General features: G+C 59.0%; 17 protein-coding genes. 5 read left to right on the forward strand and 12 right to left on the reverse strand.

Going from position 1 to position 15,093, the window contains the following annotated elements; genetic code table 11:
• Positions 1-37 precede the first annotated feature (37 nt).
• From SB719_RS07120 to dolP, 4 genes are read left to right on the forward strand one after another with little or no spacing between them, the layout of a single operon-like run.
• Positions 38-2,065, forward strand: a complete 2,028-nt coding sequence (locus SB719_RS07120; RefSeq protein ID WP_412159082.1) for a penicillin-binding protein activator — start codon at positions 38-40, stop codon at positions 2,063-2,065.
• Complete coding sequence (locus tag SB719_RS07125) at positions 2,023-2,418, forward strand: YraN family protein (protein ID WP_065648127.1); 396 nt, start codon at positions 2,023-2,025, stop codon at positions 2,416-2,418. Before SB719_RS07120 ends, SB719_RS07125 begins: the two co-directional genes overlap by 43 nt.
• A gap of 14 nt (positions 2,419-2,432) precedes the next feature.
• A complete protein-coding gene (gene diaA / locus SB719_RS07130) occupies positions 2,433-3,020 on the forward strand; it encodes a DnaA initiator-associating protein DiaA (protein WP_039380533.1) in 588 nt (195 codons plus the stop codon).
• 14 nt (positions 3,021-3,034) lie between these two features.
• The gene (gene dolP, locus SB719_RS07135) at positions 3,035-3,607 is read left to right on the forward strand and encodes a division/outer membrane stress-associated lipid-binding lipoprotein (protein WP_065648126.1); all 573 of its coding nucleotides are present in this window, start codon (positions 3,035-3,037) and stop codon (positions 3,605-3,607) included.
• 40 nt (positions 3,608-3,647) lie between these two features.
• Here dolP and SB719_RS07140 read toward each other — a convergent pair whose 3' ends face one another.
• A complete protein-coding gene (locus SB719_RS07140; protein WP_304235979.1) occupies positions 3,648-4,349 on the reverse strand; it encodes a pirin family protein in 702 nt (233 codons plus the stop codon).
• Positions 4,350-4,478: 129 nt separating this feature from the next.
• Between SB719_RS07140 and SB719_RS07145 the strand changes: the two genes are divergently transcribed.
• Positions 4,479-5,384 carry a LysR family transcriptional regulator gene (locus tag SB719_RS07145; protein ID WP_412159083.1) on the forward strand — a complete coding sequence of 302 codons (906 nt, stop codon included), beginning with the start codon at positions 4,479-4,481 and terminating at the stop codon, positions 5,382-5,384.
• On the opposite strand, the gene SB719_RS07150 is transcribed toward SB719_RS07145, so the two are convergent.
• From SB719_RS07150 to pmbA, 11 genes are all read right to left on the reverse strand, one after another.
• On the reverse strand, positions 5,385-7,295 hold the full coding sequence (locus SB719_RS07150) for a BglG family transcription antiterminator (protein WP_314686722.1): 1,911 nt from the start codon (positions 7,293-7,295) through the stop codon (positions 5,385-5,387).
• Positions 7,296-7,316: 21 nt separating this feature from the next.
• Positions 7,317-8,057, reverse strand: coding sequence for a 2-dehydro-3-deoxy-phosphogluconate aldolase (gene dagF, locus SB719_RS07155; protein WP_314686726.1), 741 nt, complete (start codon positions 8,055-8,057; stop codon positions 7,317-7,319).
• Positions 8,054-9,175 carry a DgaE family pyridoxal phosphate-dependent ammonia lyase gene (locus tag SB719_RS07160; RefSeq protein ID WP_412159084.1) on the reverse strand — a complete coding sequence of 374 codons (1,122 nt, stop codon included), beginning with the start codon at positions 9,173-9,175 and terminating at the stop codon, positions 8,054-8,056. Before SB719_RS07160 ends, dagF begins: the two co-directional genes overlap by 4 nt.
• A complete protein-coding gene (locus tag SB719_RS07165) occupies positions 9,159-10,292 on the reverse strand; it encodes an amidohydrolase/deacetylase family metallohydrolase (protein WP_412159085.1) in 1,134 nt (377 codons plus the stop codon). The genes SB719_RS07160 and SB719_RS07165 overlap by 17 nt, the downstream gene beginning before the upstream one ends.
• Positions 10,293-10,517: 225 nt before the next feature.
• On the reverse strand, positions 10,518-11,165 hold the full coding sequence (locus SB719_RS07170; RefSeq protein ID WP_065648119.1) for a DUF4310 family protein: 648 nt from the start codon (positions 11,163-11,165) through the stop codon (positions 10,518-10,520).
• Between the two features lie 10 nt (positions 11,166-11,175).
• Positions 11,176-11,952 carry a DUF4311 domain-containing protein gene (locus tag SB719_RS07175; protein ID WP_065648118.1) on the reverse strand — a complete coding sequence of 259 codons (777 nt, stop codon included), beginning with the start codon at positions 11,950-11,952 and terminating at the stop codon, positions 11,176-11,178.
• 77 nt (positions 11,953-12,029) lie between these two features.
• Positions 12,030-12,329, reverse strand: coding sequence for a DUF4312 family protein (locus SB719_RS07180; protein ID WP_065648117.1), 300 nt, complete (start codon positions 12,327-12,329; stop codon positions 12,030-12,032).
• Between the two features lie 3 nt (positions 12,330-12,332).
• On the reverse strand, positions 12,333-12,689 hold the full coding sequence (locus SB719_RS07185) for an SFCGS family glycine-rich protein (protein ID WP_039380562.1): 357 nt from the start codon (positions 12,687-12,689) through the stop codon (positions 12,333-12,335).
• 17 nt (positions 12,690-12,706) lie between these two features.
• A complete protein-coding gene (locus SB719_RS07190; RefSeq protein WP_065648116.1) occupies positions 12,707-13,036 on the reverse strand; it encodes a glycine dehydrogenase in 330 nt (109 codons plus the stop codon).
• A gap of 254 nt (positions 13,037-13,290) precedes the next feature.
• On the reverse strand, positions 13,291-13,677 hold the full coding sequence (cybC, locus tag SB719_RS07195; protein WP_304235968.1) for a cytochrome b562: 387 nt from the start codon (positions 13,675-13,677) through the stop codon (positions 13,291-13,293).
• A gap of 72 nt (positions 13,678-13,749) precedes the next feature.
• Complete coding sequence (pmbA, locus tag SB719_RS07200; RefSeq protein WP_065648114.1) at positions 13,750-15,090, reverse strand: metalloprotease PmbA; 1,341 nt, start codon at positions 15,088-15,090, stop codon at positions 13,750-13,752.
• Positions 15,091-15,093 lie beyond the last annotated feature (3 nt).

A 15,093-nucleotide genomic window follows, 5' to 3' on the forward strand; every position in this document is an offset into this window, starting at 1 on the left:
TATTGAGCATCAAGAAAAAAACATCACTGGATACAGTATGCTTCCTTCAAAAGTCGTACGTCGTAAAGCAGGACGCTTTGTACCTGTTCTTCTCGCCGGGCTGATTCTGGCCGCCTGTAGCGGCCAGGGTCCGCAGCAAACCTCTAACGTCAATATTCAGGGCCCCGCAACCGGACGCTCTGACTATTATCTGCAGCAGGCACAGCAAAGCAGCGATGATAGCAAGACCGACTGGCAATTACTTGCCATCCGTGCCCTGTTGAAGGAAGGAAAGTATCCTCAGGCACAGACACAGCTTGGCCAGCTGCCGCAGCAGCTCTCTGATGTACAGCAGCAGGAGCTGCAGCTGCTGCGCGCACAGCTGCAGATTGCGCAGCAAAATTACAGTGGTGCTCAGCAGCAGCTAAGCCCGGTCAAAGTGGCCGATCTCTCTTCCGATCAGCAGGTACGCTACTACGCGCTGCAGATTGCAGCGGCACAGAACCGGCCATCGCTGGCGCTGCTGCGCGCCTATATTGCGCAGGAGCCGCTCTTAAAGGGCGATGAACATCAGAGCAATATCGACGCAACCTGGCAGGCGCTGACCCAGCTGACGCAGGATCAGCTTAACAGCGTTGTTATCAATGCCGATGAAAATACGCTGCAGGGCTGGCTCGATCTGCTCAATACCTGGCATGCCAGCAGCCAGGATCCGCAGATGCTGAAAACGGCCATCAGCGACTGGCAGACCCGCTACCCGCAAAATCCGGCGGCAAAAACGCTGCCAACGCAGCTCAGCCAGGTTAAAAACTTCAGTCAGGCTTCCACCAGTACCATCGCCCTGCTGCTGCCGCTGAACGGTCAGGCGCAGGTATTTGCGGGCGCAATTCAGAAAGGCTTCAACGATGCCAGAAATGGTGTGCTGAACGCTGCCCCCGCGCAGAGCAGCACGCCGGAAAACGCCACTGCCCAGCCTGCGCCTGAAGCGACAACGGATACCGGGACGGCCAATAGCGTGGTCAGTCCGGCGGCCGCCAGCATGCCGCCGCAGGAGAGTGTGCAGCAGCAGCCTGCCGCACCGGCTTCACAGCCGGCAGCCAGCAGCGCACAGATTAAAGTGTACGATACCAGCAGCCAGCCGATCGCGCAGGTGATGCAGCAGGCGCAGCAGGATGGCGCCACGCTGGTGGTTGGCCCGCTGCTGAAAAATCATGTGGAAGAGGTGGCAAACAGCCAGACGCCGCTCAACGTCCTGGCGTTAAACGAGCCGGAACAGATCCAGAACCATCCGAATATCTGCTATTTTGCGCTTTCTCCTGAAGACGAAGCGCGCGATGCAGCGCACCATATCTATGAACAGGGCAAGCGCCAGCCGCTGCTGCTGCTGCCGCGCAGCAGCTATGGCGACCGGGTCGGAAAAGCGTTTGCAGAAGAGTGGCAGCAGCTGGGCGGCGCAACGGTACTGCAGCAGCGCTTTGGCGGCGTAGCGGAACTTAAACAGGGCATTAACAGCGGAGCCGGTATCGCGCTGAGCGGTACGCCGCTGACGGTACAAATGGAGCAGCCGCAAAGCGTTGCCGTCGCAGGTCTGACGATTCCGGCGCCGCAGAGCACCACGCCGGCACCGGCAGCTGAAAGCAGTGGCGGCAGCGTGGACGCAGTGTATATCGTTGCCAGCCAGAATGAACTGCAGCTGATCAAACCGATGATCGCTATGCGTACCAGCAGCCGCAACAGCACGGCGCTTTATGCCAGCTCACGCAGCGCGCAGGCCGGTGCGGGTCCCGATTTCCGCCTGGAGATGGAAGGCCTGCAGTATAGCGATATTCCGCTGCTCTCCGGCGCAAATCCCGGCCTGATGCAGCAGGCAGCGAAAGCGTTCAACAATGACTATTCGCTGGTGCGCCTCTATGCCATGGGCATCGATGCCTGGACGCTGGCAACGCAGTTTAACCAGATGCGGCAGGTATCGGGTTTTGCCATTGATGGCAATACCGGTAAGCTGAGCGCCGACACGGATTGTGTCATTAACAGGAAGCTGGCATGGAACCAGTATCGTCAGGGACAGGTCGTTCCGGTACAGTAAACCGCCAGCGTCTCGGCGCGGAGCATGAGCAGCAGGCGCGTCACTATCTGGAGCGCGCCGGGCTGAAGTGGGTCGCCAGTAACGTCCGCTTTCGCGGAGGCGAACTTGACCTGATTATGCGCGATGCCGACTGCTGGGTATTTGTGGAAGTGCGCTACCGGCGCGATGCGCGCTATGGCGGAGCAGCCGCCAGCGTAACGCGCCAGAAACAACAGAAGCTGCTGCGGGCAGCAGCGCTCTGGCTGCTGACGCGCGGCGGCAGTTTTGAGACGGTAAATTGCCGTTTTGACATCATTGCCATTACCGGGCGCGAACTGACGTGGCTGCCCGCTGCTTTTAATGCCGATGAATAGAACCAGGTGGTCTTGTGCAGGACAGAATTAAAGCATGTTTTACTGAAAGCATTCAGACGCAGATTGCCGCAGCCGAAGCGCTGCCGGATGCCATTTCCCGCGCCGCGATGACGCTGGTGCAGTCGCTGCTGAATGGCCATAAAATTCTCAGCTGTGGCAACGGTGCGTCTGCGGCCAATGCGCAGCACTTTGCGGCCAGCATGATTAACCGGTTTGAAACCGAACGTCCCAGCCTGCCAGCCCTGGCGCTAAGCGCGGATAACGTTATGCTCACCGCGATCGGTAACGATCGTCTGCATGATGAAATCTATGCCAAGCAGGTACGGGCGCTGGGTCAGGCGGGTGATGTCCTGCTGGCGATCTCAACCCGGGGTAATACCCGCGACATCGTTAAAGCAGTGGAAGCTGCAGTGACGCGCGATATGACCATCGTTGCGCTCACCGGGCATGATGGCGGCGAACTGGCTGGCCTGCTCGGCCCACACGATGTGGAAATCCGCATTCCCTCTCATCACAGTGCGCGCATTCAGGAGATGCATATGCTGACGCTGAACTGCCTGTGCGACTTGATCGATAACACCCTCTTTCCCCACCAGGAATGACTGAAGGAGCTCACATGAAAGCATTGAACGCTATCGCCCTGCTGTTAACCGCTATGCTGCTGCAGGGCTGCGTGGCCGTAGTTGCCGGCGGCGCCGCCGTTGCCACTAAAACCGCCACCGACCCCCGCACCGTGGGTACACAGGTTGATGACGGCACGCTGGAGCTGCGCGTTTCTAATGCGCTGGCGAAAGACGAACAGATTAAAAATCAGGCGCGGGTCATTGTGACCGCTTATCAGGGCAAAGTGCTGCTGACCGGTCAGGCGCCGTCTGCCGATCTCGCCAGCCGTGCCAAACAGATCGCCATGGGCGTCGACGGGGCAACAGAAGTCTACAATGAGATCCGCACCGGAGAGAAGGTCAGCCTCGGCACCTCTTCTTCCGATACCTGGATCACCACCAAGATCCGCTCGCAGCTGCTGGGCAGCGATCAGGTCAAATCGTCTAACGTTAAAGTCACGACAGAAAACGGGGAAGTGTTCCTGCTGGGGCTGGTGACGCAGGAAGAAGCCACGGCGGCGGCAGATATCGCCAGCCGGGTCAGCGGCGTGAAGCACGTAACAACGGCCTTTACCATTCTGAAGTAATCTGCACCTTTTCTTTCAGGGCGGCGCTGGCCGCCCTTTTTTATGCCGGTAAATCAATGACCAGCGCACGCAGCGGCGTCTCTGCCTGCAGGATAAGCTGCTGCTCATCACGGATAAACGCGCCATCGCCGCACTGCAGCCGCTGCTGATTCGCGCTGCTGCTGCGCACATCCAGCGTACCGTGAATCGACTGCAGGTACGCGCGCGCACCGCGCAGCTGCACACGCTGCTGCTCTCCCGGCGCTAACGTCACCTGATATACCCTGGCATCCTGCCGCAGTTGCAGACTCTGCTCTGCGCCATCTGGCGAAGCCAGCAGCAGCGGCGACCGGCCGTTCAGCGTCATCTGCTGCTGCAGCGGATTTTCCCGTTCCGGACAGGCGCTCAGCCAGAGCTGCAGGCGCGTCAGCGGCTGATCTTTGCTGATGTTTATCTCGCTGTAGCTTACGCCCTGTCGCGTTGACAGCAGCATCGCCTCACCTGCCCTTACGGTCAGGCGCTGTCCTTCACTGTCGCGATACTCCGCCTCGCCCTGCAGCACCAGATTTAACACATCAACCTGCGGATAGGTACGGGGCTGAAAAGCGGCACCCGGCGCCAGCACCTCCTGATTCAGCACGCGCAGCGCGGCGTATCCCATAAGTTCAGGATCGAAATAGTGGCCAAAAGAGAAGCTATAGCGCGCCTGCAACCAGCCAAAATCAGCCTGGCCACATGCGGACGCGCAGCGGGTTGTCATCATGCTATACCTCCGGTGCACTGCAGGAAACGCTCACTACAGGCTCAATCGGTTTATGGTAAAAGGCTGGACGGCGGAATGTTAGCCAGTTAATCTGCCCGGCATATTCAAATTTACTGACAGAGAATCAGTATGGCTAAAGAGCGTGCATTAACGTTAGAAGCGTTACGGGTGATGGATGCGATTGACCGGCGCGGCAGCTTTGCCGCCGCGGCAGATGAGCTGGGACGCGTCCCCTCTGCGCTGAGCTATACCATGCAGAAGCTGGAAGAGGAGCTGGATGTGGTGCTGTTTGATCGCTCCGGCCATCGCACCAAATTCACTAACGTTGGCCGGATGCTGCTGGAGCGCGGTCGCGTGCTGCTGGAGGCTGCAGATAAGCTGACCACCGACGCAGAAGCGCTGGCGCGCGGCTGGGAAACGCATCTCACTATCGTAGCGGAAGCGCTGATCCCCACTGACCTGCTGTTTCCGCTGGTCAGCAAGCTGTCAGAAAAAGCCAATACGCAGATATCTCTGATCACGGAAGTGCTGGCGGGCGCGTGGGAGCGGCTGGAGCAGGGCCGGGCAGATATCGTGATTGCGCCTGACCTGCATTTCCGCGCCTCCAGCGAGATCAACACCCGCAAGCTCTACACCATTATGAGCGTCTATGTCGCCAGTCCGGACCACCCTATTCATCAGGAGGCAGAGCCGCTTTCGGAAGTCACGCGCGTGAAATATCGCGGTATTGCCGTCGCTGATACGGCGCGTGAACGTCCGGTGCTGACGGTTCAGCTGCTGGATAAGCAGCAGCGTCTTACGGTCAGCAGCATGGATGATAAACGGCGGGCCCTGCTGGCGGGGCTTGGCGTCGCCACCATGCCTTATCCGATGGTGGAAAAAGATATTGCCGAGGGCCGGCTGCGCGTGGTCAGCGCTGAGTATACGCGCGAAGTGGATATCATTATGGCCTGGCGTCGCGACAGCATGGGTGAAGCCAAAGCCTGGTGCCTGCGCGAAATTCCAAAGCTGCTGGCAAAGCGCAATCAGATCTAGTCAGGGACGGCTCAGGCACTCTATCGCCACCGTTTTAAAATGGTCAAAGTCACGACACTCCCGCAGGCGCGGCATGGCGCGTTCACGCAAAAACGTGACAAACAGATCGTACAGCGCCATCGCCTCTTCATATTCACGCTTGCTGATGGCGAGCAGAAAGATCACAAAGGCGGTCTCATCACCCCAGCTGACGCCATGCGGCGCAATCACGGTATAGACCGCGGTTTTCTGTGCCAGCAGGCCGAGCGCATGCGGCAACGCAATGCCGTCTCCCAGCAGAGTACTGACAATCGCTTCACGCTCGACCACGGACGGATAAAAGTCCGCTGCAACGAATCCCTGCCCCTGCAGACGATCGCACAGCCGCTGAAAGAGCGCCTGCTGCGTCAGGGGCTGATCCAGCACCATAAAATGCTGCGCGGAAAAATATTTTTCCAGCATCCACGGCCGGGTGCGATCCACCAGAACCAGTTTGCCAAGCTGCTCCAGCTGAAACCCGGTCGGAAAGGGTGACATCACCACCACCGGCCGGTTCTTTTCATTCAGCCGCACCGTAGAAATAACAAAATCTTCTTCTATCCGCTCGCGCAGCGCGTAGTCACGCTGCGTCAGCCGGGCAGCAACCACCAGCTGCGGATATTTGCGCAGCAGCAGCGCCTCAATCATCCGCAGCGTTGAGGTTCCGCTGTCGCACACCAGCAGCACGCGCGGGTGGCGCTGATAGCCAACGTTATAGTGCCGCTCCAGCCCCACGCCAATATGCAGCACCAGAAAGCCAATCTCATTTTCGCTCAGCGTATAAGGGGTATATTTGCTCCAGCTGCTGACGGCAGCCAGCGTGACATCCCACGCCAGCGGATAGTGCTGTTTGATGTTGCTCAGCAGCGGGTTAGGAATATGGATCTGATAGCGCACCCGGGTGATCATCGATTTGATATGGGTAAGCAGATCGGCACGCAGCTGCTCATCGTGCTGCAGCTGATAAGCATAATGGGTATTGATGTAACTCAGCAGCCAGCTCACCAGTGCGTCAGCATCATCTGCATTGATGGTGCTCGGCTCCAGCGCCTGGATCTGGCGCGCGGCGATGTTAACGCGCAGCCAGTTCTCCTCTGCCCGTGATAAAGCTTTGCCGGTGAGTGGTTGCAGCTGATGCACCAGCGCGTGCGCCGCCTCACGCACCTCTTCGCCCACCTCTTCTGCGCCCGGATCGCTGAGCGGAAAACCTTCGCTGATGCGGCGCACCGCTACCGCGCAGTAGATCAGCAGGTAGCGTTCTCCCTCATCGCTGAGACGGATAGCGTAACGGCTGAGGCAGTGCTGCAGCAGCGGTTGCAGCTGCGCCAGCATATCGCTGCGCAGCACTTCAATGCTCAGCAGCGGGCTGTCGGGCGTCTCCTGATCAATCTGCCACAGCAGGTCGGTAAGGCAGGTGCGGATGGCCGTCTCGCTGCCAAACAATTTCATGCCGTAGCGGGGTTTGGTTTCGATATGCAGATGATAGCGCCCCAGCCACTCCCGCACCTCCGCCATATCTCCCTGCAGCGTGGCGCGACTGACAAACCACTCTTCCGAGAGATCTTCCAGCCGCAGCGACCAGGCCGCGGTGAGAAACCGGCTGAGCAGATAGCGTACCCGCTCCTGTGAGGTGCGCGGCACCCGCAGCGGCGCGCTGCTTTGCTGCTGCAGCGAGTCAAAGCGTGCCGCGTCGCCGACCTGCAGCTGATAGCCGGCGCCGCGTGCCAGCACAAACTGTGCGCCGTGTTGCTCCAGCAGCGCGTTCAGCGCCGCAATATCGGTGCGCACCGTGCGCGTAGAGACCGAGAAACGCCGCGCCAGCTCATCCTGCGGCAGCGTTTCATGCTGCAGCGCAGCAAACAGCTGCGCCAGACGCTGATTAGGAAATCTCACAAAGCCTCACCCGTGACGAAGTTATTGCAGCAGTGCCTTGCACGTTGCCAGAAGCTGACGCACATCGTCAATGCGCGTCTCGCCGCTCGCGCTGTCGATAATTGAACTGTAGACGTGCGGGATCACTTTGCTGACGCCAGCCTCCAGCGCAATCTGCACGATTTCTGCAAAATTATGCAGATCGATACCGCCGGTGGGCTCCAGCCAGAAATCGCGCCGGGCGCACGCCTCTGCCACCGCGCGATACTCCGCCACCGCGCTCAGACCGCCCATCGGAAAATATTTTACCGAGCTGCCGCCCATGTCCTGCAGCATGGCGATGGCACTGTCAATCGGTACGATCGCTTCCGCCGCCAGTGAGCTCAGCGGGCCGGTGGAGATCTTCACCTTGCCTGGCGTTCCGCTGGGGGAGACCAGACCATTTACCACCGTCTGCGACTGTCCCAGCCGCGCGCGGCTGGTGGCTACCCCGGTAAACACCTGATTCACGTGCTGCGGCTGCAGCACCGCCGCCAGCTCGCTCACCATAGCAGACTGACGCGGATCGCCGGCCCCCAGGCCGATCGAAAGCGCATTATCGATCAGCGCAGCGTAGTCACGCATGTCAGCCAGCGCCGCGTCGTGGCTGGCGTAATTTTTGGACAGTACGCCAACCAGCACATGCCCCTCCGCCGCCTGCCAGATGTCGCGTGCGTTCTGCTTTGAGCCCGCCAGCACGTTGAGACAGAGACGATCCTGATAAAAATCGGGGGTCAGCTTCATGCGTTGTTCCTTTCTGCCAGCAGCGCGTCGATACGGCTAAAGATAATCTGCAGCTGCGCCGCCGTGACGCTGCGCACGTCTGCTTCGATAATGCTTTCGTTCGCCTTATAGCCGCGAAAATAGATAGCGATGTCACCACTTTTCAGCGCCTGGACCAGATCGCCGGCTGACCAGCCGGTCAGCGCTTCATCGAAATGAATTTCTGTACGCGCGATGTCGCGCCCGGCGCTGTCCCACACCACCCGCGCGGTGACGCCTGGCAGCTGGTTAAGCTGGTCAATAAAGGGCGTCATGTGCTGAACCATCTCGCTGCCGCTCGTCTTTGGCTGCGACAGGTAGCGCTCAATAGCCTGCGTCAGACCCAGAATTCCCTCTTTGCCCACTTTCATCGCGCGTCCGATGCCGTTGCTCTGCCGTTTTACCCATTCGACACAGCGGCTGCGCCCTACCACCAGACCGCTGGATGGCCCCTCTATCGCCTTGGCACCGCTGTAGATCACCAGGTCGGCCCCCATCTGGTAGTAGGCGCGCAGATCCTCTTCTGCGGCCGCATCCACAATCAGCGGGATGCCGTGCTGTTGCGCGACTTCTGCCGCCTGCGCCACGCTGAGATGGCTTTTTTGCACGCAGTGGTGCGATTTTACGTAAAGCAGCGCTGCCGTAGCCGGAGTGATCGCCGCCGCCAGCTGCGCGGCAGAACACTCGTTGCTGTAACCCGCTTCCACCAGCCGGCCGCCGCCCAGCGCCACCATAGTGCCGACCGGCGCGCCGTAGTTCACGTTATGCCCTTTAGGCACAACGATCTCATGCGGGACCGTGAGCGGTGCCGCATGCAGGTTATCCAGCAGCCAGGCGTTATCTTTCACAATGACCCCGGCCACACACTGAGCAATTCCCGCTGAGGCGCAGGAGACCACGACGGCGCTCTCTGCCTGCAGCAATCCGGCAATATAGTCCCCGGTGTGATTCACCAGATCTTTCATCTCAAAATAGTGGTTCAGGCCATAGCTGACGCTGTCCACTACCTCAGGCGCCGGTGTCGAGACGCCCAGAATAGTCATGCGGCCTGACGCGTTGATGACCTGTTTCAGGCGATATTTTTCATACACTGAAGACATGATGACGCTTTCCCTCTTCGGTCAGATGCCACTGGCCTGCCACTGTTACAGCCACCGGCAAAAAATGGTGCTCTCCCGCCACCTGCTCACCTTCGGCATCGGTAAACGGACGGGACTCCTGATTCACGCTGAAAATAGTCAGATCGGCATCGCTGCCCGGCGTCAGTGCGCCTTTACCGCTGAGGCGCAGCGCCGCCGCAGCCTGAGTCGTCACGCAGGCGATCACCTGCGGCAGCGTCATGCCCAGCGCAAGGAATTTAGACATCACGTGCGCGAGGCTGTGTACCGGCCCGTGCAGGCGATTGCGGCAGTAGATATCCGAGCTGATGGTATCGGGCAGAATGCCGCGGGCGATCACCTGTCGCGCAACCGCGAAGCTGAAGCTGGCGCTGCCGTGCCCGATGTCGAGCGTTACACCGCGCGCCAGCGCCTGACTGACCGCCGCCTTGAGTTCGCCCTGCGCGGAGAGGATGCGGTTCGGTTTGCCGTTAAAGCAGTGCGTGATGATATCGCCGGCGGTCAGCAGCTCAGCGATCTCCTCCAGCACCGGCGGATCGTTGCCGATGTGTACCATAAGCGGCAGATCGCCGGCAGCGTGCTGGATCGCTTTAGCGCGGATCAGCGGTGCAATGCCGTTCTCCCCGACCACGCTGCTGCTCATGCGCGCTTTCAGACCGACAATAAACCCGGGATGGCGCGTGACCGCCTGCACCACCGCCGCTTCATCAATCTGTTGCATGTCCGCCAGTTCGTTCTGGGTAACTATTCCGGTGCGGGCAACGTTGATCAGCGCCCTGACGTCAGTGGTGGCGTGGCGCGTCAGCTGCCGGAAGTCATCAATCTGGTCGGCCCCGGTGCTGCCGGCATCCACCACGGTGGTCACACCCTGTGCCACGCCGACAGCGTCCGCTTCATCGTGGTAGACAGGCGATTTTGCATAGCAGTGCACGTGGCTGTCTATCCAGCCTGCGCTGACATACCAGCGCCCGGCCAGATCGCGCTCCTGCTGCGCAGTGCCCTCCACTTTGCCAACCGCGGCGATTTTGCCGTCCTGAAGGGCGATATCGACCAGCTGCTCATCGCACAGTCGTGCGCGGCGCAGAATCAGATCAAACATGGTTACTCCTTACTGCGTGTGTTGCCCGGGGCGCATAAATGCGTGCCCTGCAGAACAATTCGTTTGTGTCCAGGGGCGCATGAATGCGCCTCATGCGGAACAATTCGTTTGCGGCCAGGGGCGCATGAATGCGCCTCATGCGGAACAATTCGTTTGCGGCCAGGGGCGCATGAATGCGCCCCCTACAGCCTTACCGTAGGGGCGCCATTCATGGCGCCCGCCCTGTTACAGCGAAATCGGGAACATTGCGCCCAGTATCATGGCGCCAAGGATCGCGCCGCCGGTAATCGGTTTGTTCCACAGATAGAACAGCAGAGCACCCGCCAGCGAACCCAGGCCAATCGGAATAGAAGCGGCCATCGCTGACAGGATAATCAGCGGACCAAGAAAGCGCCCGGAGGCGTTGCCTGCGCCCATCATGACATCGGCGCCGTAGGTGGAGTCGCTCTGGTTGATGGTGAATTTACGCGCCAGAATAATGACGTAACCAATCGCCACCCCAATCACCAGACCCGTTACCAGCGAAGCCGCAAAGTTCGCCACTGGAAACACAATACCGGCACCCAGCAGCAGCGCCGGTACACCCAGCCCGACGCCGGTCTGGATCGCCCCGCCGATGTCCAGAATACCCACCAGCGAGCCTTCAATGATGCGGGCAAACAGAAAGCTGGCACCAAACGCGGCGACCGCACCATACACGCCGGTTTCCATGCCGGCCCGCAGCATCGAGACAAATGCCACTTCGTTAAAGGCGCCGATACCGTAGAGGTAGTACATATGCGTACCGGCAAATACGCCGGATGAGAGCAGACCAACAAAAATCGGGAAGGACCAGTCGGCATACCAGAAGCCGCGGTTTTCATGTTCGTTCATGGATGGCTCCTTATTTGCCGCTCAGGCTGTTGTGGATCATGTCAAGCCAGCCTGGAACGCCGAGCTGGAACGATTGCAGCAGTTTCATATCAAACCCGCGGAAGAAACCGCTCAGCACAAACAGCAGTACAATGGCCGCCATCATGACTTTCGTCACCCGGTTCCAGCCGCTCTCCTCTACCCCTTTCCCGATCAGGATCCCCAGCACCAGCCCCGGCACGGCGTTACCCATAATCAGCTGCGCCAGGCCGCCAAAGATCGTGGCCCAGAAGCCCGACTTCCTGCCGGCATCAATGGCTGCCAGCCAGAAAATCACCGGCATGACGGTGTTAACCAGCAGGTTAGCTGCCGGTACCAGCACTTTAACTGCCGTCACCTGCAATGCAGCCGGTACGGCTGAGGCGGTGCTGTTCAGAAAGGCCACGACGATCATGCCGATGATGCCGCAGGCTATCGCCATGCGTTTCGGGTTATGCAGCGTCTCTGCTACGTTGCGGTTTTTTACCATCAGCGCCGCAGCGCCCCAGTTCGGCAGAATGCGGTGATCCACATCCTGCGTGAAGGAGCCAGCGGCCACCGAAGAAGCCCAGGCGTTGAAAAAGAAGCCGAGACCAAAAGAGAAGTGGGAAGCGGGATCGCCTTCGCACGAGTTAAGCTCGCCCAGGGTACGAAACGCGCCCATGCCCTGCGTGACCGGCGCGTGGAACATGCGCGCCGCGCCGGCTCCCACGCCGACGCCGACCAGCCCGCCGATAATTAACGACTTAAACAAAATGATGAGAAACATAGTGTTGTACCCTTTATTGTCATTGTTGCACCGGGCCAGCCTGCTTCCCTGGCGGGATAACGCTCAGACCCGTGCGGTCAGGGTGTCGCCGTAAATGTCACGCTGTCCATATCGATAACGGTGACGCTGACGCTGATTTCCAGTTCAACGCTGTAGTGATGCCGTTCGCGCGCCAGGAAAAAAAACAGAAATTTTTCCCGCCGGGTGCGCACCCTGGCATGCAGCACCCGCACATCCAGCGGCTCAATGCGCAGCAGCAGTTTCTGGCTGTTGCGCAATACCTGCTGCTGCACGCTGCTGAGCGCATCGGCAAAGGCTTTTGCTTTGGTATCGCCTTTTCCCTGCACGATAACCTGCGTCTCATAGTGCTGTTTCATACGTCAGCTGCCGTGCTTCTTGTTCCAGGCCTGTACCAGCCGTTCGCCCAGCTCCTCTTTGTCCATAAAACCAAAGCCCAGCACGGTCGCCCCTTCATTGATTGCCGTTACGCCCTCATCCACCGAGCGCATACCATGTTTTGCCCGGTAGCCATATTTGTTCTGCGCGGTAATGGCACCGGCGCCACCGCTGCCGCAGAAAGAGATGCCGAAGTCAGCGTTTTCCGCTTTCATCACATCACCCAGCTTCATATCGGCTGCCACGCCCGGCACCACCACCGCACGTCCGCCCGCTTTTTCAATTCCGGCAGCCACTTTCTGACCTTTACCCAGACGATCGCCAATCACTACTGTCACCATGTTCACTTCCTCTCTGTTTATGCGTCGTTACTTTTCGCGACTTCAATATGCACCGACAGCAGCCAGGCCTCTTCCACCGGCAGGTTGCCGAACAGATCGACAATCTGTTGCGCCAGCTGCAGGCTGTCAGGCGGAATATCATCAAACAGCTCCGCTTCTACCTCCGGCAGCGCCTCGCCGCTTAGCGAACGGCTGGCCATCGCCTGAACGTGCGAATTCAGCATCTGCTGCTGCACCGGTGTGGGACTAATCTGGTGCGCGGTATAGAGGATCGCGATTTGACCTAATATGCGATCCGCCAGCGCCTGAACGGTTTCCGCGTTCAGCGGGACAGCATCACTCCTCACCCTTCTACTCCTGTTTACGGCAGATAATTCGCGTTGAAAAACAAACTACGCGTTCCGCCCGGCCGTGTGGAGACGCACTTTTTCCACCCTGAAGCGGAAATGCGGCAACGCGCGGTGCGTGAGATCGCAGACAGCACATATCGCGCATGTCAGCGAGCGGCGTGCATCAGGCGTGAGGAAAAAGCGGCTGTTTACGGAGAAATGTGTACGTGAAAGGCAGCGAAGCGGGCCAGCACAGGGTCTGGCCCGGCGTATTAGCGGAATTTCTTATGGTTGGCGTTGCGGATCTCTTCCAGTTTTTTCGCTTCGGCTTTTGCCTCATCCAGCTTGCTGGCCTGAGCGAGCTTGTCGATCACATCAATCTGCGCAATCAGTGTGTCGAGACCGGCATGATAATCTTTGATCTGTGCACTGTCCGCTGGCTGCCCTTCCAGCTTATCTGGCGTGGACTTTTTGGCATCCTGTGCAGCCTGGCGCATTTTCCCGAGCGCAGTATGCATCTCCTGCGCATCATCCGTTTTCTTCACTACGCTCAGGTTCTCTTTCAGCGTATCCATATCCTGCTCAAGATCGGCCGCCAGCACGCTGGCAGAGGAGAACAGTAACGACAGAGACAACATTGCAATCAAATGCTTACGCATGATGTGTTCCTTTTAATTATTCTCAGGCAAAAAAAAAGCAGCCTTGCCGGCTGCTTTCTGGAAGCGATGTCGTTATTGTCCGGCGATTTTCATCTCCGGTAGCAGCACCGATCCGCATTGTATATTGCTGCGGGTTTCAATGTCGTTACCGACCGTAACCATATTGCGCCACATCTCTTTAAGGTTTCCTGCAATTGTGACTTCGCTCACAGGATACTGAATTTCGCCGTTTTCAACCCAGAAGCCCGCCGCGCCGCGCGAGTAGTCGCCGGTCATGGCGCTGACGCTCTGCCCCATCAGTTCAGTCACAATCAGGCCGCGTCCCATCTGTTTGACGAGGTCATCAAAGCTGTGGCCCTGACCGGCGATACGCCAGTTATGGATGCCGCCCGCGTGACCGGTGCTCTGCAGGCCAAGCTTGCGCGCTGAATAGCTGGTCAGCAGCCAGTTCTGCAGCACACCCTCTTTGACAATATCGCGCGCTTCGGTGCGCACGCCTTCACTGTCAAACGGCGTTGAGGCGAGCCCTTTCAGCAGATGCGGCTGCTCCTGAATCGTCAGCCAGGATGGCAAAATTTGCTGACCCAGCGAGTCGAGCAGAAACGTAGATTTGCGGTAGACGCTGCTGCCGCTGATCATGCCTACCAGGTGACCAAACAAGCCGGTGGCGACCTCAGGTGCAAACAGCACCGGCGCTTTCATGGTCGGCAGCTTGCGTGGTGCAAGGCGAGCCAGTACGCGGCGGGCGCACTCGTTACCGACCCACTCTGCGCTCTGCAGATCGTCTATCGAGCGGCCGATGGTGTAGGCGTAATCACGCTCCATATCGCCATCCTGCTCAGCAATCACACAGCTCGACAGCGAGTGGCGGCTGGAGCAGTAGCTTTGCAGCATACCGTGGCTGTTGCCAAACACTTTGATGCCAACGTGGCTGTTAAAGCTGCCACCTTCCGTATTGGTGATGCGCTTATCCGCCTGCAGCGACGCCTGTTCGGCACGCGCAGCCAGCTCAATGGCGCGATCGGCATCGATCTCCCACGGATGGTAGAGATCAAGATCGGGCGCATCAAACGCCAGCAGTTCACGCTCTGCCGGTGCAGCGTAAGGATCGGGTGAGGTGTAGCGCGCAATATCGATCGCTGCCTGCACGGTGCTTTTAATGGCATCAGGGCTGAGATCGGTCGATGAGGCGCTGCCTTTGCGGTTCTGATGATAGACGGTGATACCAAGCGCACCGTCGCTGTTGAATTCGACGTTTTCCACTTCGCCATAGCGCGTGCTGACGCCGATACCGGTGGTTTTTGTCACCGCCACTTCAGCACCATCGGTGTGAGCTTTAGCGAGTTCCAGCGCCTGGGCGACAGCCTGTTCCAGCGCTTTACGTTGTTCTGCAACCTGAGTAGATACGTTCATCGA

The organism is Pantoea sp. SIMBA_079, from assembly GCF_046940275.1.
In the GTDB taxonomy this organism is placed as follows: domain Bacteria; phylum Pseudomonadota; class Gammaproteobacteria; order Enterobacterales; family Enterobacteriaceae; genus Pantoea; species Pantoea borealis.